At 61.9% G+C, this 16,644-nt stretch carries 12 protein-coding genes and 2 pseudogenes; 1 reads left to right on the top strand and 13 read right to left on the bottom strand.

Translation table 11 applies throughout. The features are described 5' to 3' along the window. Window positions 1-141 precede the first annotated feature (141 nt). Window positions 142-750 carry a TetR/AcrR family transcriptional regulator gene (locus ACFJIU_RS05795; protein ID WP_379068584.1) on the bottom strand — a complete coding sequence of 203 codons (609 nt, stop codon included), beginning with the start codon at window positions 748-750 and terminating at the stop codon, window positions 142-144. A 103-nt stretch (window positions 751-853) separates the two neighbouring features. Between ACFJIU_RS05795 and ACFJIU_RS05790 the strand changes: the two genes are divergently transcribed. Then, the gene (locus tag ACFJIU_RS05790; protein WP_379068581.1) at window positions 854-2,290 is read left to right on the top strand and encodes an MFS transporter; all 1,437 of its coding nucleotides are present in this window, start codon (window positions 854-856) and stop codon (window positions 2,288-2,290) included. Between the two features lie 10 nt (window positions 2,291-2,300). Here the strand turns inward: ACFJIU_RS05790 and ACFJIU_RS05785 are convergent, their stop codons facing one another. The 12 genes and pseudogenes from ACFJIU_RS05785 to ACFJIU_RS05730 all read right to left on the bottom strand — a co-directional run. After that, window positions 2,301-3,116 carry an amino acid ABC transporter permease gene (locus tag ACFJIU_RS05785; protein ID WP_379068578.1) on the bottom strand — a complete coding sequence of 272 codons (816 nt, stop codon included), beginning with the start codon at window positions 3,114-3,116 and terminating at the stop codon, window positions 2,301-2,303. An 18-nt stretch (window positions 3,117-3,134) separates the two neighbouring features. Next, window positions 3,135-3,977, bottom strand: a complete 843-nt coding sequence (locus ACFJIU_RS05780; RefSeq protein WP_379068575.1) for a transporter substrate-binding domain-containing protein — start codon at window positions 3,975-3,977, stop codon at window positions 3,135-3,137. Window positions 3,978-4,280: 303 nt separating this feature from the next. Further along, window positions 4,281-5,246, bottom strand: coding sequence for a UDP-N-acetylmuramate dehydrogenase (gene murB / locus ACFJIU_RS05775; RefSeq protein ID WP_379068572.1), 966 nt, complete (start codon window positions 5,244-5,246; stop codon window positions 4,281-4,283). Beyond that, window positions 5,243-6,649 (bottom strand): UDP-N-acetylmuramate--L-alanine ligase, encoded by a 1,407-nt coding sequence (murC, locus tag ACFJIU_RS05770; protein ID WP_379068570.1) that lies wholly within the window; start codon window positions 6,647-6,649, stop codon window positions 5,243-5,245. Before murC ends, murB begins: the two co-directional genes overlap by 4 nt. Then, window positions 6,646-7,774 (bottom strand): annotated as a pseudogene (murG, locus tag ACFJIU_RS05765) (undecaprenyldiphospho-muramoylpentapeptide beta-N-acetylglucosaminyltransferase). The gene murC and the pseudogene murG overlap by 4 nt, the downstream one beginning before the upstream one ends. 13 nt (window positions 7,775-7,787) lie before the next feature. Next, window positions 7,788-8,945, bottom strand: coding sequence for a putative lipid II flippase FtsW (gene ftsW / locus ACFJIU_RS05760; RefSeq protein WP_379068567.1), 1,158 nt, complete (start codon window positions 8,943-8,945; stop codon window positions 7,788-7,790). Further along, a complete protein-coding gene (gene murD, locus ACFJIU_RS05755; protein ID WP_379068564.1) occupies window positions 8,945-10,345 on the bottom strand; it encodes a UDP-N-acetylmuramoyl-L-alanine--D-glutamate ligase in 1,401 nt (466 codons plus the stop codon). Before murD ends, ftsW begins: the two co-directional genes overlap by 1 nt. Before the next feature lie 7 nt (window positions 10,346-10,352). Beyond that, on the bottom strand, window positions 10,353-11,435 hold the full coding sequence (gene mraY, locus ACFJIU_RS05750) for a phospho-N-acetylmuramoyl-pentapeptide-transferase (protein WP_024923442.1): 1,083 nt from the start codon (window positions 11,433-11,435) through the stop codon (window positions 10,353-10,355). 22 nt (window positions 11,436-11,457) lie between these two features. Next, a complete protein-coding gene (locus ACFJIU_RS05745) occupies window positions 11,458-12,888 on the bottom strand; it encodes a UDP-N-acetylmuramoylalanyl-D-glutamyl-2,6-diaminopimelate--D-alanyl-D-alanine ligase (protein WP_379068561.1) in 1,431 nt (476 codons plus the stop codon). Beyond that, on the bottom strand, window positions 12,885-14,333 hold the full coding sequence (locus ACFJIU_RS05740; protein ID WP_379068558.1) for a UDP-N-acetylmuramoyl-L-alanyl-D-glutamate--2,6-diaminopimelate ligase: 1,449 nt from the start codon (window positions 14,331-14,333) through the stop codon (window positions 12,885-12,887). Before ACFJIU_RS05740 ends, ACFJIU_RS05745 begins: the two co-directional genes overlap by 4 nt. Before the next feature lie 55 nt (window positions 14,334-14,388). Continuing rightward, complete coding sequence (locus tag ACFJIU_RS05735) at window positions 14,389-16,101, bottom strand: peptidoglycan D,D-transpeptidase FtsI family protein (protein WP_379068555.1); 1,713 nt, start codon at window positions 16,099-16,101, stop codon at window positions 14,389-14,391. A 191-nt stretch (window positions 16,102-16,292) separates the two neighbouring features. Further along, window positions 16,293-16,640, bottom strand: a pseudogene (locus ACFJIU_RS05730) (hypothetical protein); the annotation flags it as partial. Window positions 16,641-16,644 lie beyond the last annotated feature (4 nt).

Below are 16,644 nucleotides of genomic sequence, written 5' to 3'. Positions count from 1 at the left end.
AAGCCCCTATGATTCCAGCGGATTCACTTTCTGAAAAAAAGCGCTTCGAAAGCCGGCTTTTGAGTCTTTTCTGCAACGCAGCCGCAGGCTTCCGCGCAACAGGAGCAACAGCAGAAACCAGCCTCTTGCAACTGGCGGAAATCAGCTCGCTCGAGGCTTCAGGAAACCAGCGACCGTTTGCAACGACAAGTCGCAAAGCGCTGCCAGCCGCTCGGCGGAGACACCATCGCGCGCCTGCACGGAAAGGCCGTGCATGACTGCCGTCAGGTAGTCGCCGAGACGCTCCACGTCGGTGTCTTCGACGAACTCGCCGCCGCGGCGCGCCTGCTCCAAGCGCTCGGCAATCGCTGCCGTTTGCCGGCGACGCCGATCCGCCAGCCAGTCCTGCAAGCGGCGGTTTTCGACGGCACAGTTTGTCGCCGCCGTCACCACCATGCAGCCCCAGGGCTTGCCGGGCCGTGTGTAGGTTTCCACGGCTTCGCGCAGGATGCGTTCGATCGCCAGGTGTGCCGTTGGCTCTTCGGCAAGAACCCTGTCCACGAAGCCGCCCTCCCTGGCTTCATAGAGCCCGATCGCCTCGCGGAACAAATCCTCTTTTGAGCCAAAGGCGGCATAGATGCGGGCGGAAGCGATACCCAGTTCCGAAACGAGGTCGGCCATTGAAGTGCCTTCATAGCCACGCGCCCAGAATGCATCGCGCGCCTTCACAAGCGCTTCATCGCGATCAAATTCCCGAGGGCGCGCCATCATCTTCTCCATTCTTGATCGATCAACAAATAATTCGCTTGACATCCCGATGCAAGCTTTCGTTATTTGTCGATCGACAAAGAATCGACACAGGAGATCGTCCCCGATGAGTGCGTCAAACGAAGCCCTGACACACAACTCCACCGCTCGAAGCGGAGCACGGCGCGGTGCGACCCTTGCCCTGCTTGCATTCGCGCAGCTGATTATCGCGCTCGATCTCAACATCGTCTTCGTTGCACTGCCGGAGATCGGCGCCGGCCTCGGCTTTTCCAGCCAGACACTGCAGTGGGTGGTCAGCGTCTACACCGTCTTCACCGGCGGCTTCCTGCTGTTTGGCGGACGCGCAGCCGATTTGATCGGTCAGCGACGCATGTTCATCTTCGCCTTGTGGCTCTACGCACTGTCCTCGCTGATCGGTGCTCTCGCCTGGGCGCCAGAAATCATCATCGCCGCTCGCGCTGTACAGGGCATCGGCGGTGCATTTCTGTTTCCGGCGACGCTCTCACTGGTCAATCGGCTGTTCGAGGAAGGGCCTGAGCGCAACCGTGCGCTTGCGGTCTGGGGTGGCGCCGGTGCCAGTGGCCTGACCATTGGCTCGTTGGCAGGCGGTTTCCTCACCGCCGCCTTCGGCTGGCCGTCGGTCTTCTATGTCAACGTGCTGCTCGCCGGCGTTGCCATCATCGCGGCATTTTTCGTCATTCCGCGTGATCCCAGGCAACACGAACGCCGTAGTTTCGACTTTGCCGGCGCCTTCACTGTTACTGCTGGAGCGACCTTGCTGGTCTTTGCCCTCGTGCAGGGGCCGGAATATGGCTGGCTCTCGCTTTCAATCCTCTGGAGCGCGGGACTCGCGGTCCTCCTTCTCATCGCCTTCGCCACCATCGAAGCGAAAAGCGCAGACCCGCTGATGCCGTTGCGGCTGTTACGCAACCGCAGCCTGGTTGCCGGCATGACGATCACCTTCCTCTACATGGCGACCTTCGGCACGTTGCCCTATTTCCTCACCGTGCTGTTTCAGAATGTGCAGGGTTACTCCGCGTTGGAAACCGGCATCGCCTTCCTCGTCCCGTCGATCGCAATTGCTACCGGCACGCAACTCGGCGCGCGTCTGTCGACCCGCCTCTCGAACCGCTCCAGCCTGATCGGGGGCATGGTGATCGGTGCCATCGGCACCGCACTCATGGTGCCGGCAGTGACACCTGAGGGCACCTACCTTGCCCTTGCGCCTGGTCTGATCGTCTCGGGCATCGGCCAGGGCATCGTCTGGACCGCCATGTGGATTGCTGCGGCGTCCGGCGTGCGCCACGAAGAACAGGGCGTAGCCTCCGGCATGGCATCAACCACTCTCAATGTCGGCAACGCCATTGGCCTTGCCGTGCTGATCGCGGTCGCAAACCGCCATGTCGGCAGCCTGAGCGGCGCCACGCCCCAGCAGGCGACCGCCGCAGGAATGCAATCAGCACTCTGGATCGCGACCGCAGGTATCTCGCTGAGCATCCTCGTTGCGCTGGTCTCGCAAAGAACGACGCCGAAGAGCATTTGAAACCGGAGAACTAGCGGGCGCGGTAGCCCTTGCCGAAATGGCTCTCCAGCCGCGCCTGCACCAGTTCGAACATGATCGACAGGAACCAGTAGATTGCGGCCGCCGTCGTCAGCATTTCGATATAGCGATAGCTGGCCCGGCCATAGGACTGCGCCACGAACATGATTTCGGTGACACCCATCACCGAGATCAGCGAGGAATCCTTCAGCATCGCAATGAACTGCGAACCAGTCGGTGGGATGGCGACACGGATCGCCTGCGGCATCACCACCTTCACCATCAGCTGCCAGGGGTGCAGGCCAAGCGCCAGCCCGGCTTCGCGCTGGCCGGCAGGCACGGATAACAACCCCGCGCGAAATATCTCGCTGAGATAGGCGCCGTAGTTCAGTGAAAGCGCGATGATGCCGGATGGGATCGCCGCCGGCACCGGTCCGATCTGCGGGATGCCGAGATAGATCAGGAAAATCTGCACCAGCAGCGGCGTGCCGCGAAAGAACGAAGTGTAGAAAGTCGAAATTCCGTAGGCGACGGAGCTCTTCGACAGACGCCCCAGCGCCGCCAGCAGCCCCAGAATAACCGACGCGATAATGGAGAAAAAGCAGACATAGAGCGTGAGAACCGCGCCCTGGATGAATCCGGCGCGGCTGAGCGTGAAGCCAGCCAGCGCCGGGAACTTGTCGACGATAAAGGGCAGGTCGAGCCCGAAGGACAGGAAGAAGGCGACGAACAGGGCCAGCAGCACAACCCAGACGATGCCGACACGGACACGAAACGCCCTGTCCACTGCGCCGGCACGTGTCTGGCCGGTTGTTTGCTCTGACGCCACGCCCGACCGCCCCTGCCGTTACTGCTTGGCCGAAATGTCGCGGCCGACCCACTTCTCGGAAATCGTCTTCAGCGTGCCGTCATCATACATCGCCTTGAAGATTTCCTTGATCTTGGCTTCCCATTCAGGATCACCCTTGTCTACGGCCACCCAGAGCGGCTCGGTGAAGAGTGTGTCGTCGACGATCTTGAGCTTGCCCCCCGACTTCTTGACGCGCTCTGCGACCGTCAGGTAACCGGCCACCGCGGCATCGAGACGCTTGCCGTCACCAAGCCCGAGATCCTGGAAGGCAAAGTCCTCGGTGTCATAAGGCTTGACCGTCACGTCACCAAAGGGGAATTCCGGCTTCACCGGCTCCTTCCCCGGTACCTCTATGACAAGTTCCTTCTGCAGGTATTTCTCGTAAGGCGTACCGCCCTGCGTACCGACATTCTTGCCGCCGAGGTCCTTGACGCTCTTGATGGTGGTGTTGTCGGAATTGACGGCAACCACCGCAGGTGCGCCATAATATTCGTTGACGAAAGTCAGGACCTTGGCGCGCTCTGCGGTCGGCGACATCGAGCAGATGCAGACGTCCCAGCGGCCCTTCCAGTTACCGGCCGTGATGATTTCCCAAGATGGCGTTTCGACCTTGAGCTCAACGCCGAGGCGCTTGGCGACCTCGCGCGCGATGTCGACGTCGAAACCGACAACCTCGCCCTTGTCGTCGATGTAGGAGAAAGGCGGGTAGGCCTGATCGGTGACTTCGACCAGAACCTTGTTCTTCATGATCCTGTCCAGCGTCTCGCCGGCATGCGCCGTCGAGATCATGCCGGCCAGAAGGCCACCTAAGACCAGTTTCGTTGCGTTTCTCAATTTCATTGGATGCCTCCCTGCGGCCTCGGCCAACACTAGAGCGTTTCCGTTTTTACGGAAACGTGGAAACGCTCTAACTTTTGTTTCACGCAATTCCGGACACAAAACCACTGCGCACTTTTGCTGGAATTGCCCCCATAAAACGCAGGTCAAAGCACGATTGCGCTTCGACGACACTGGTCCAGCCTCTTTGATTGCTCCCCGGGTCGGCTGGTCCAGCTTGGCTTATGTATAGACGTAAAATGCTTCTTGTCGGACTGCAAGCGCGATCCGCTGTTCAAGGCATCGACATCTGTAGATTGCTGGGGCCTACAGCAACTGTCCCTGAAATTCCTGCACTTCGCGACCGGGCCGGAAGTTGCCGATGCGCTTGATTTCCCAATGCAGACGGATGCCCGAATGCTCCAGCACGCGCTCGCGCACGGTCTCGCCGAGGTTTTCAAGATCATAACCGGTCGCAGTACCGGTGTTGATCATGAAGTTGCAATGCATGGGCGACATCTGCGCGCCGCCCACCATCAGTCCGCGACAGCCCGCCATGTCGATTTCCTTCCATGCCGAGGTGCCTTCCGGATTCTTGAAGGTCGAACCTCCGGTCTTCTCGCGAATTGGCTGCACCGTCTCGCGGTGGTGTTGCACGGCGTCCATCGCTGCCTTGATCGCTGCCTGGTCTTCGGCATAGCCCTCGAACAGCGCCGAGGTAAAGATCAGGCCTGCCGGTGCAGAAGAATGCCGATAGGCGTAGCCCATGTCGGCATTGGACAGCACATGCGCATTGCCCTGGCGGTCAAGAGCGTTCACCTCAACGACGCGCTCGCGCGTTTCGACGCCGTTGGCGCCTGCATTCATGCGCAGCGCACCGCCGATCGCGCCCGGAATGCCATGATAGAAATGAAAACCGCCTATGCCTGCCTCGAGCGCCACGGCCGCGACCCGCTTGTCGGGAATCGCGGCACCAGCGCGGATCCGTGTCGGTGAGACCACTTCAGCCGCACCGAACCCCTTGGCCGAAAGCCGCACCACGAAGCCCTGGATACCGCCGTCACGTACCAGGAGGTTCGAGCCGACGCCGACGATGGTGAGCGGAACCTCTTCCGGCACGGCTCTCAGGAAAGCTGCGAGGTCATCCTCGTCGGCTGGTTGGAAAAGCGCGTCCGCCAGACCACCGGCGCGGAACCAGGTGATCTTGTCCATCTCGGCATCGGGCGTGATGCGACCACGCAGATCCGCCAGCCTGTCGCCGAGTTTCTCCAGCAGCGCCGCGCCGCGTGTCATGATCCAGCTCCGGCGAGTTCCTTCGGCAGCGCGTAGGCCCATTGCGTGATGTTGCCGGCACCGAGAAAGACGACAAAATCGCCTGGCTTTGCCAGCGTGCGTACGATCGGCGCAACGTCGCCTGGCCCTTCGATATAGCGGGCGTCACGATGGCCGCCGGAGCGGATGCGAGACACGAGCGCATCCGAAGACGCTCCGTCGATCGGGTCCTCGCCGGCTGCATAGACCGGCGCCACCATCACAGTATCGGCGTCGTTGAAGCAGGAGGCGAATTCATCGAACAGATCATGCAGGCGGGTGAAACGGTGCGGCTGGGCGATCGCGATCACGCGGCCCTTGGTCGCGTCGCGCGCGGCCCTGAGCACCGCCTTGATCTCGACCGGATGGTGGCCATAGTCGTCGAACACTTCGACACCATTCCATGAACCGGTATGGGTAAAGCGGCGCTTGACGCCACCGAATGCCGACAGCCCCTTCTTGATCGCTTCCGCGGGGATGCCGAGCTCGTTGGCAACCGCGATCGCGGCCGTTGCATTCGAAACATTGTGACGGCCGGGCATCGGCAGCCGCAGGCCGGCAATCGCCGTCTCGCCGCCGCCCTTGCGATTGCGGATGGTCACATCGAAGACCGACGCTGCGCCGTCCATGCGGTGATTGGAGAAACGCACGTCGGCCTGGGTATTCTCGCCATAGGTGATGACGCGACGATCCTCGATGCGCCCGACCAGGGCCTGCACCTCTGGATGGTCGGTGCACATCACGCCGAAACCGTAGAACGGCACGTTCTCGACAAACTGGCGAAACGCCTCGCGCACCTTGTCGAAGGAACCGTAATGGTCGAGATGTTCGGGATCGATGTTGGTCACGACCGCGATATCGGCAGGCAATTTCAGGAAGGTTCCGTCGCTTTCATCGGCCTCCACCACCATCCACTCGCCGTCGCCCATGCGGGCATTGGTGCCATAGGCATTGATGATGCCGCCATTGATGACGGTAGGATCGAGACCACCGGCCTCCAGCAGCGTCGCCACCATCGAAGTCGTCGTCGTCTTACCGTGTGTGCCGCCGATCGCGACGGCCTGGCGGAAACGCATCAGCTCCGCCAGCATTTCGGCACGACGAACAACCGGCAGGTTCCTTTCGCGTGCGGCTCTCAGTTCAGGATTGACCTTCTTGATGGCGGTAGAAACCACCACCACCTCAGCCTCGCCAAGGTTCTCTGCCTTGTGACCGACGAAACACTCGATGCCTTTGTCACGCAGGCGCTGGACATTGGCGCTTTCGGCCTGGTCGGAACCCTGGACACGGTAGCCGAGATTATGCAGAACCTCGGCGATGCCGCTCATACCGATGCCGCCAATGCCAATGAAATGCACAAGGCCGATCGTCTGCGGCATCTTCATGCGCGGGTTTCCTTCCTGAACTCTTCTATCGTCTTGCGCGACGCAATAGCCTCTGCGAGGTCGGCGAGCAACCGCGCAGCGTTCGGACGGCCGACCGACTTCGCGGCCGCGGCCATCGTTTCGAGACGTTCAGGTTCTTCCATTGCCGCGCTTATGAGAACTCGCGACCGTTTCGGGAGTGAGCGTCGACTGCGGATGCACCTCGCCGCCACCGGCGGCCGCAAGGGCCGCAGCATTCGCGGCCTGATCGTGATCAAGGGCATGCGGATAAGGAACCAGCAGGGCCGGCCGCCCGATAACGGCGATCTCGGAAACAGTCGAGGCGCCGGAACGTGAAATCACCAGATGAGCGGCTGCCATGCGCTGCGCCATATCGGTGAAGAAAGGCGAGACCTGCGCGTCGATGCCCAACCTGGCGTAGACATCCTTGACCCGGCCGACATCGTCGGCGCGCGCCTGCTGCGTGACGATGAGCCGTGCACGCTGGGCGTCGGACAGCAGGGCGACCGCGGAGGGAACGGCGTCGGAGAAGAACTGCGCGCCCTGACTACCACCGAACACCAGCAGCCGGAACGGGTCGCTTCCTGCCGAAGCGACGTATGGTGACCTGGCTGCTTCCAGCACAGCCGGCCGCACCGGATTGCCTGTGGTAACGGTTTTGGCGCCCGCGGCGCTTGTGTCCTCGGGCAGGAAGCCGCCGGCTATGGCGTCGACCCGAGGGGCAAGAGCACGGTTGGCGCGGCCCATGACGGCATTCTGCTCGTGGATGATGGTCATAACCTTGCGCCGCGTGGCTGCGTAGAGCGGCGGCAGCGTCGGATAGCCACCGAACCCCATGACGACCGCTGGCTTGATGCGGTGGATGACGCCGGAAGCCTGCCGCACGCCTTGCCAGATGCGCCACATGGCTCCGATCAGCGCGATCGGATTCTTCGATCCGAATGTCGCGGAGCGAATGGTATGCACCTCTTTCGCCGGGAAATGATTGGCGTAGCGCGAGGCGCGGTCATCTGTCGCCAGGTGTACGTCCCAGCCCCGCGCGATCAGCTCGTGCGCCAGGGCCTCAGCGGGAAACAGATGCCCGCCGGTGCCACCGGCCGCCAATAGAATAGTGCCTTTAGCCATTGCGGTGCGTCGATCATTCCGCCGGCATGAAACGCTGGTAGCCCTGCAGGCCGCCAAGTGTCTTGCGCTTCTCTGGCTTCTTGCGGGTTAGCGCCAGCACCATGCCCATCGAGATGGCAATCGCGATCTGTGAGGAACCGCCATAGGAGATGAAAGGCAGCGTCATGCCTTTTGCCGGCATCAGCTGCAGGTTCACCGCCATGTTGATGGTCGACTGCAGGCCGAAAATGGTGACAAGGCCGCCAATGGCATAGCGGGTGAAATCATCATGCTCCTTCAGCGCGGTGTTGAGGCCGCGCAGGACGATGAAGGCGAATATGGTCATGATGAAGAAACACATGATCAACCCGTATTCCTCGCCAGCCACCGAAAAGACGAAGTCGGCGTGACTGTCCGGGATGGCGCGCTTGACCGTGCCCTCGCCCGGCCCAACGCCGAGCCAGCCGCCGTTGATCAGCGCTTCCTTGCCCATGTCGACCTGATAAGTGTCGCCTTCGCCGGTCAGGAAGCGATCGATACGGCCAGCGACGTGCGGCAGTATCGTATAGGCGGCAAACACGCCGGTGATGCCGAGCGCACCGAGCACGACGATCCACAGCCACGACAGACCGGCCATGAAGAACATGATGCCCCAGGTGCCCGTGACGAGCATGGTCTGGCCGAAATCGGGCTGCGCCAGCAGCAAGGCGACGACGAGGCCCAGCATGATCATGGCCAGAACGTTGCCTGGAATATCCGGATGACGTTTGTGTTCGGCAAAGAGCCAGGCACAGAGGATGACAAAAGCCGGCTTGAGGAATTCGGAGGGCTGGATGGAAACACCGGCAAGCGAGATCCAGCGCCGCGCGCCTTTCACCTCGACGCCGACATAGAGCACCGCCACCATCAGCACCAGCATGATACAGAGCATGACGATGGACATGCGCCGGATCTGTCGCGGCTCGAGGAAGGAAACACCCAGCATCACGCACAGCGCCGGCACGGTGAAGATGATCTGGCGCGTCGCGAAATAGAACGGACCGAGGCCGATGCGCTGCGCAACGGCGGGGCTGGCCGCGAAGGAAAGGACGATGCCCAGTCCCATCAACAGCAGGAACGCCGCCAGGAACCATCGATCGATGGTCCACCACCAGGTTGCAACAGGGCTTTTGTCGAGACGACTGGCAGCCATTATCGTGTCCCTCCGATGGGTTTCACGCCTTCAATAGCAGCGACAGCTTGCCTGAAGGCTTCGCCGCGCACTTCGAAATTCTTGAATTGATCGAAGCTGGCGCAGGCCGGCGACAGAAGCACAACAGCCTCGCCGCTCTCATCCCGCGCTGCCTCGGCGGCAGCGCGCTCGACGGCGGCAGCCAATGTACCCGCGATCTCGTAAGGCACCGCCTCGCCGAGCGTTGCCGAAAAGGCCGGCGCCGCTTCGCCGATCAGATAGGCCTTGGCGATGCGCGGAAAGAAGCCACGCAACGGTTCGATGCCACCTTCCTTGGGCAGACCACCGGCGATCCAGTAGATGCGAGAAAAGGCGGAAAGCGCCGGTGCGGCCGCATCGGCGTTGGTCGCCTTGGAATCGTTGATGAACAGCACATGGTCCTTGCGGCCAACCTGCTCCATGCGATGCGCCAGGCCGGGAAAGCTCTCCAACCCCGATTGGATTTCTCCAAGATCCAGCCCGACCTTCAGGCAAGCCGTTACCGCCGCCAGCGCGTTCTGCGCATTGTGCTGCCCGCGCAGCGAGCCGATGCCTTCCAGAAACCCGATGCGGCTGTAACGACCGTGCACGGCCTCCATCAGGTTGGTGCCGTCGGCGAAATAGCCGTCGGTCAGCGGCAGTCGCTTGGAGATACGGATGACATCCTTGCCGGCGCGTTCCAGCCGATCGGCGATCTGCACGCAGAAGCTGTCGTCGACACCAATGATGGCGGTGTCGCTACCGGCCACCAGCCGCTCCTTGATCGAGGCATAATGCTGCATGGTGCCGTGCCGGTCGAGATGATCCGGTGTCAGGTTGAGGAGCACGCCGGCGGTCGGATTGATCGAGGGCGCCAGGTCGATCTGATAGGACGAACACTCGACGACATAGTGGCGACCGGATACCGGCGGGTCGAGCGTCATGACAGCGCGGCCGATATTGCCGCCCATCTGCGTGTCGCGACCGGCCGACTGCAGGATGTGCGCGGTCAGCGCCGTCGTTGTCGACTTACCGTTGGTACCAGTGATGGCGATGAAGGGCGCATCAGCCTGCAGCCTGTTGCGCTCGCGTGCAAACAGCTCGACATCACCGATCACTTCGACACCGGCGGCACGCGCCAGCTCCACCGACCAATGCGGCTTGGGATGGGTCAAAGGCACACCGGGTGAAAGCACGAAAGAGGAAAAGCCAGCCCAATCGGCGCCGCGCAGATCAGCCGTCGCAATCCCCTGCTCGACGGCCTTGGCCACGCTCTCGGGATTGTCGTCCCAGGCCAGAACGTCTGCCCCGCCCTCGATCAGCGCGCGCGCGGTAGCGATCCCCGAGCCACCGAGCCCGAACAGTGAAACCCGTTTGCCCGCAAAGGAAGTTGCCGGGATCATGCAGTTCCTATCGCAGTTTGAGGGTGGAAAGCCCGATCAGCGCCAAGATGACGGCGATGATCCAGAACCGGATGACGACCTGGCTTTCGGTCCAGCCGAGCTTTTCGAAATGGTGATGGATCGGCGCCATCAGGAACACCCGCTTGCCGGTCATCTTGAAGTAGCCGACCTGGATGATGACGGACAGGATCTCGAGCACGAACAGCCCGCCGATGATGGCCATGACGATCTCATGCTTGACCGCAACCGCCACCGTGCCGATGAGACCGCCGAGCGCCAGAGAACCGGTATCACCCATGAAAATGGCTGCCGGCGGCGCATTGAACCACAGGAAGCCAAGGCCGGCACCGATGACCGCGCCGAGGATCACCGCCAGTTCACCCGTGCCAGGCACGAAGTGGATCTGCAGATATTCGGCAAAGACCGCATTGCCGGACAGGTAGGCGATGACACCGAAGGAAGCCGCCGCGATCATGATCGGCACGATCGCAAGCCCGTCCAGGCCGTCGGTCAGGTTCACCGCATTTCCCGCACCCACCACCACGAATGCAGCGAAGGGGATGAAGAAGAAACCGAGGTTGATGATCAGTTCCTTGAAGAATGGAAAGGTCAGCGAGGAGGAGAATGGCGGCTGGCCGCTGCGCATGATGATCCAGGCAGCGATGCCGGCGATGATGAACTCGAGCGCCAGGCGTGCCTTGCCGGAAAAACCGAGATGCGACTGCTTGGTTACTTTCAGGTAGTCGTCATAGAAGCCGATGGCGCCAAAACCCAGTGTCACGAACAGCACCACCCAGACATAGATGCTGGTAAGGTTTGCCCACAGCAGCGACGAACCGATGATGCCGGTGAGGATCATCAGGCCGCCCATGGTCGGCGTGCCTGCCTTCTTGAAATGTGTCTGCGGTCCGTCCGCGCGGATCGGCTGCCCCTTGCCCTGGCGCACCCGCAGCGAATTGATGATCGTCGGTCCGAAGATGAACACGATCAGTGCCGCTGTGATCAACGCGCCGCCGGTGCGGAAGGTGATGTAGCGGAAGACATTGAAGACCGTCACGTGGTCGGCAAAGTCGACGAGAAGCCAGAACATGCGTTTTCGTCCCCCGGACCCTTCAAATTCTCGTTTCGGCGGTGTGCGCCGGGAATGTCTTGATCAGCGTATCGACCAGCTTGGCAAAGCCAATGCCCTTGGATGATTTGACCATCACCACATCGCCCGGCCGCAAGGCGCCGAGCAGCAAGGGCTTCAAAGCCTCGGTCGTCGGCTGGTAGGTAACATTGGTGCCATCTGGAAGCGCATCGGCCAGCGCCTGCATCTCGGGTCCGGCCAGCAGCACCATGTCCGCTCCCGAATCCACGACCAGCTCGGCGAGCCCCGCATGCAGCTTCTGCGACTGTGTTCCAAGTTCGAGCATGTCACCCAGCACAGCGACACGGCGCCCCCCTTCGGCGACCGGTGTATCCCTGAGCAACGTCAGCGCCACCTGCATCGAGGTCGGATTGGCGTTATAACTTTCATCGATCAATGTGAACGGGCCATCCGACAGTGACAGCACGTGGCGTGCGCCACGTCCGGGCTCGGCCGAAAGATCGGCGAGCGCTTCGGCCACCCGCGTTACCTCGGCGCCAACCAGATGAGCAGCGCCGAGCACCGCAAGCGCATTCTGCGCAATGTGGCGACCCGGGGCTCCGACACGCGCAACCAGCTCCTTGCCGGCAATCTTGACGGTGATGATCGAATGGTCGGCCTCAACCACACAGTCGATCATGCGATAGGTCGAGCGCTGTGCTTCACCAAAGCCGAAGACGTGGGCAACGCCCACTTGCCGCGCCAGCTTGGCGAGCAATGTCGAACGCGGATCGTCGCGGTTGAGCAGTGCAGCGCCCTCGGGCTCCAGTCCCTCGAAAATCTCCGCCTTGGCGCGGGCGATCTCATCAAGATTGCGGAAGAAGCCGAGATGGGCAGCAGCAATCACGGTGATGATCGCAACATGAGGGCGCACCATCTTCACCAGCGGACGGATTTCGTCCGGATGGTTCATGCCGATTTCGAACACGCCGTAGTCCGTGTCCTGCGGCATGCGCGCCAAGGTCAGCGGCACTCCCCAGTGGTTGTTGAACGAGGCAGCCGAGGCATGCACCTTGCCAACGGTGGAAAGCACATGGCGCAACGCCTCCTTGGTCGAGGTCTTGCCGACCGAACCGGTCACGGCAATGATCCGCGCCCGGGAACGGGCTCGCGAGGCGATCCCCAGCTTTTCCAAGGCGGCAAGCACGTCGGGTACGACGATCATGGGCGCGGTCAGCCGGCCGAGCGCCGGCAACTTGCCTTCCGCGACCACCAGCACGCCTGCCCCCGCCTTGATGGCGGCCGTGGCAAAGTCGTGCCCGTCCATGGTGTCGCCCTTGATGGCGAAGAAGGCTTCGCCCGGCTGCAGGCTGCGGCTGTCGATGGAGATGCCGCTGATGCCCTCGGGCATGCTGCCGATCGGACGACCGTCAACGGCTGCGACGAGAGCTTCGGCGGTCCAGAGATGATTCATGCGGCGCGCTCCCGGAGCGCGACACGCACTTCTTCATGGTCGGAGAATGGAAGCGTCTGCGAGCCAACCGTCTGCCCTTCTTCGTGGCCCTTGCCAGCCACGATGAGAGTGTCGCCGGCATGGAGCATGCCAACCGCTTCATGAATGGCCTGACGGCGGTCACCAATCTCGATGGCACCGGGCGCCGCGGCAAGAATGGCGGCGCGGATCTCCTCCGGCACTTCCGAGCGCGGGTTGTCATCCGTGACAATGACCACGTCGGCCAGCCGCGTGGCGATCTCGCCCATGATCGGACGCTTGCCGCGGTCACGGTCGCCACCGCAGCCGAACACCACCAGAACGCGACCCGTCGTGAACGGGCGCACGGAAGCCAGCACATTTTCCAGTGCGTCCGGCTTGTGGGCATAGTCGACATAGACCGGAGCACCGGCACCCGTCGTACCGACGAGATCGAGCCGGCCTGGCGCGCCTTTCAATTTCTCCAGTGCAGGCAAAGCCTTGGCGGCAGGTGTTCCAGTGGCAATAGCCAGACCCGCTGAAACCAGGGCATTGTAAATCTGGAAGTCGCCTGCCAACGGCAGGTCGATCTCGTAGATGGCGCCATCGGCCATGATTTCCGCACGCTGGCGATGGCGCTCATGCTCGACGCGCTTGAGTTCAAGGAATTTGCCATGGCGGCCAACGGTCAGCACCGAAAGTCCCGCGGCCTTGGCGGCAACGATGGTCGGCTCCGACCACGGATCGTCGGCGAAGATCACCGCCGGTGAGCCTTTGGGCAGAAGTGAATCGAACAGGCGCAGCTTGGCCTTGTGGTACTCCTCGACCGTAGGATGATAGTCCATGTGGTCGCGACCCAGATTGGTGAAGGCGCCTGCCGATAGCCGGACGCCGTCCAGGCGGCGCTGGTCGAGGCCATGGCTGGAGGCTTCCATCGAGGCATGCGTGACGCCAGCGTCGGCAAGCTCCTTGAGCAGCTTGTGCAGCTCAACCGGATCCGGCGTCGTCAACGAGCCATACTCATTGCGGCCGGGCGCAACCACGCCGGTGGTTCCGATCGATGCCGCGGCGAAGCCGGCATGCTCCCAGATCTGACGCGTGAACGCCGCCACCGAAGTCTTGCCGCTGGTGCCGGTGACGGCGACCATCGTCTCCGGCTGGCGACCGAAGAAGCGCGCCGCTGCGAGCGCTAATGCGTGCCGGGGATCGTCAGCGAAAAATACAGAAACGCCGAGGCCGGCTATGGCCGCGCCTTTTGCGGCGACGATTGCGCTTGCGCCGCGTTTTGCCGCGTCAACGGCATAGGCTGAACCGTCCGCTTTTGTACCGACAAGGGCAAAGAACAGATCGCCCGGCTGCACCTGCCGAGAATCCGAGGTGATGCCGGTCACCGCGATGTCGGAGGAAGCCTCGACAGGCAGGATACCGGCTAAATCTCTAAGCTTCATCGATCCCCAGTCTAACAAAAACGGCGTGCCTTCGCTGGCGCGCTAAAAGAATCACTCAGTAGGACACCAGCGTTGCAGCATTTTCTTGGCCGAAATCTGGCTTCACGCCAAGCATCGGCGCCGCGCGGCGGATGATGTTGGCCACCATCGGCGCAGCGTTGGAGCCGGCGGTGGCACCACGGCCGGGCATTTCCGGTTTTGGTTCATCGATGATGGTCAGCACGATATATTGCGGATCGTCCATTGGGAACGCTGCCACGAAGGCGTTGAAGCGAACGTCCTTGGAATAACGGCCGTTGACGACTTTTTCTGCCGTACCGGTCTTGCCGCCAACGCGGTAGCCGGGCACGCGGGCGTTCTTGCCGGAACCCTTTTCAGCATTGAGCGTGTAGAGGTAGCGCATGCCCTCCACGGTCTTCTCGCTGACGACACGCTTGGCGACCTCCATCGCCTGATCCGCGCTACGGGTCAGGAAGGTCGGCTCGATCAGGAAACCGCCGTTCATCAGCGCCGCGCAGCCAACTGCCGTCTGCAGCGGTGTCGTCGAGACACCGTGGCCGAAGGCAGCGGTGATCGAATGCACCTTCTTCCAGACTTTCGGCTCGGTCGGCTTTGCCACTTCCGGCAGTTCCGTCTTCATCTTCTCCAGCACGCCCAGGCGATGCAGGAACTCACGATGACCCTCGATGCCGACCACATCGGCCTCCTTGGCGGAGCCGATGTTGGAAGAGTAGATGAACACTTCCGGCACGCTCAGCACACGACCCTTGCCGTGGAAGTCACGAATGGTCTGGCGACCAATGGTGATGGGCCGCGAAGCATCGAACTTGGATTCCATCGTCACCTTGCCGGAATCCAGCGCCATGGCGGTGGTGAAGCTCTTGAAGGTCGAACCCATTTCATAGAGACCGGCCGACATGCGGTTCAATCGGTCCTTGTCCTGGGCGTTGTAGGGATTGTTCGGGTCGAAGTCCGGCACCGAGGCCATGGCGACCACTTCGCCCGTCTTGATGTTCAGCACGACGCCGCCAGCGGCAATCGCGTGATATTTCTCCATGGCCTCCGCAACCACGTTGCGCACGATATGCTGCACGCGAAGGTCGATGGACAGCTTGACCGGCTTCAGGTCCTTGGCGACAGCCAGGCCGGACAGCTGCAGGTCAGCCAGTCCCTGGTCGTCGATGTATTTCTCCATGCCGGAGATGCCCTGATTGTCGATATTGGTCAGGCCGACAATGTAGGATGCGGTTTCACCCGCCGGATAGAAACGGCGCTTCTCGGTGCGGAAACCGATGCCCGGAACGCCGAGTTGCATGATCTCCGATTGCTGCTTCGGCGTCAGCTGGCGCTGCAGCCAGACGAAACCGGCACCGCTCTTCAGCTTCTTGTAGGTCTGCTCGTAGTCGATCTCGGGCAGCACGGTCGCCAGCTTCTCGATCGCCTCGTCGGCGTCGACGATGTGACGCGGCTCGGCAAACAGCGAGGAGGTCTTGATGTCGGTCGCCAGCACCTCGCCGTTGCGATCGACGATGTCTGGCCGCGAGGCGGTAACCCGGCTGGGCGGCGGACCGGAATCGGTCGGCCCCTGGAAGCCGAACCACACCAGCCTGCCGGTGATCGCGACATAAATTCCGAGGAACACGGCCATCGTCATGACCACGCGGGTACGGGTCTTGCCGCCGGTTGCCTTGCGGGTACTGTCCAGGATTATCGAACCATCCTCGCCGCGCCGCGCGCGTTTCAGCAGCTTGTTGAGAACGCCGATCATTCGTCAGCCCCATCCTCGATCTGTTCCGCGATCTTGTCCGTGGCGGCAACCCTGGCGTTGCTGGCCAGCTTGTCCTTGGATGCCGGCTTCGGCTTCGCAATCGCCACAACCGCTTTCTTGTCACCTGGCTTCGGCTTGTTTGCAGCTTTCGCCTTGTCGGTCGCTGAGCCCTTGTCCTTGGAGATCGAAGCCGTCTTTTCCTTGTCGACCCCAGGCGCCCCGTTGTCGGCCATGATGTCCTCGATGGTCAGCGGCGGCTTCTCGGGCAATTCATCCAGCCGTACGATCTGACGCGCATCGGCCGTCTGCAAGCCAAGCTGGTCCTTGTAGAGATCGGAGAGCCGCTGCAACCGCGATGGCTGCGTCAGCAGGCTCCAGTCGGCCTTGAGCAGGTCTATCTGGTCTTCTTCGGTACGGATCTGCGCCTGGATCTTGTAGACTGCGGTCTGCTGCACCTCAGCGTCGCGCTTGATCTTGTAGGTCATGGCGGCGGCCGAGACCATCACGGCGATCAGGATGATGTCACTGGTACGGAACACGTGC

This window comes from Mesorhizobium sp. UC74_2 (genome assembly GCF_042701485.1).
Lineage (GTDB): Bacteria > Pseudomonadota > Alphaproteobacteria > Rhizobiales > Rhizobiaceae > Mesorhizobium.
The sequence above is the reverse complement of the archived record's forward strand: the minus strand, read 5'-3'. Positions and strand labels throughout refer to the sequence as shown.

Coding starts and splice junctions, on each gene's coding strand:
- ACFJIU_RS05795 (WP_379068584.1), bottom strand. CDS start 750: ATGATGGCGCGCCCTCGGGAATTTGATCGCGATGAAGCGCTTGTGAAG.
- ACFJIU_RS05790 (WP_379068581.1), top strand. CDS start 854: ATGAGTGCGTCAAACGAAGCCCTGACACACAACTCCACCGCTCGAAGC.
- ACFJIU_RS05780 (WP_379068575.1), bottom strand. CDS start 3,977: ATGAAATTGAGAAACGCAACGAAACTGGTCTTAGGTGGCCTTCTGGCC.
- murB (WP_379068572.1), bottom strand. CDS start 5,246: ATGACACGCGGCGCGGCGCTGCTGGAGAAACTCGGCGACAGGCTGGCG.
- murC (WP_379068570.1), bottom strand. CDS start 6,649: ATGAAGATGCCGCAGACGATCGGCCTTGTGCATTTCATTGGCATTGGC.
- ftsW (WP_379068567.1), bottom strand. CDS start 8,945: ATGGCTGCCAGTCGTCTCGACAAAAGCCCTGTTGCAACCTGGTGGTGG.
- murD (WP_379068564.1), bottom strand. CDS start 10,345: ATGATCCCGGCAACTTCCTTTGCGGGCAAACGGGTTTCACTGTTCGGG.
- mraY (WP_024923442.1), bottom strand. CDS start 11,435: ATGTTCTGGCTTCTCGTCGACTTTGCCGACCACGTGACGGTCTTCAAT.
- ACFJIU_RS05745 (WP_379068561.1), bottom strand. CDS start 12,888: ATGAATCATCTCTGGACCGCCGAAGCTCTCGTCGCAGCCGTTGACGGT.
- ACFJIU_RS05740 (WP_379068558.1), bottom strand. CDS start 14,333: ATGAAGCTTAGAGATTTAGCCGGTATCCTGCCTGTCGAGGCTTCCTCC.
- ACFJIU_RS05735 (WP_379068555.1), bottom strand. CDS start 16,101: ATGATCGGCGTTCTCAACAAGCTGCTGAAACGCGCGCGGCGCGGCGAG.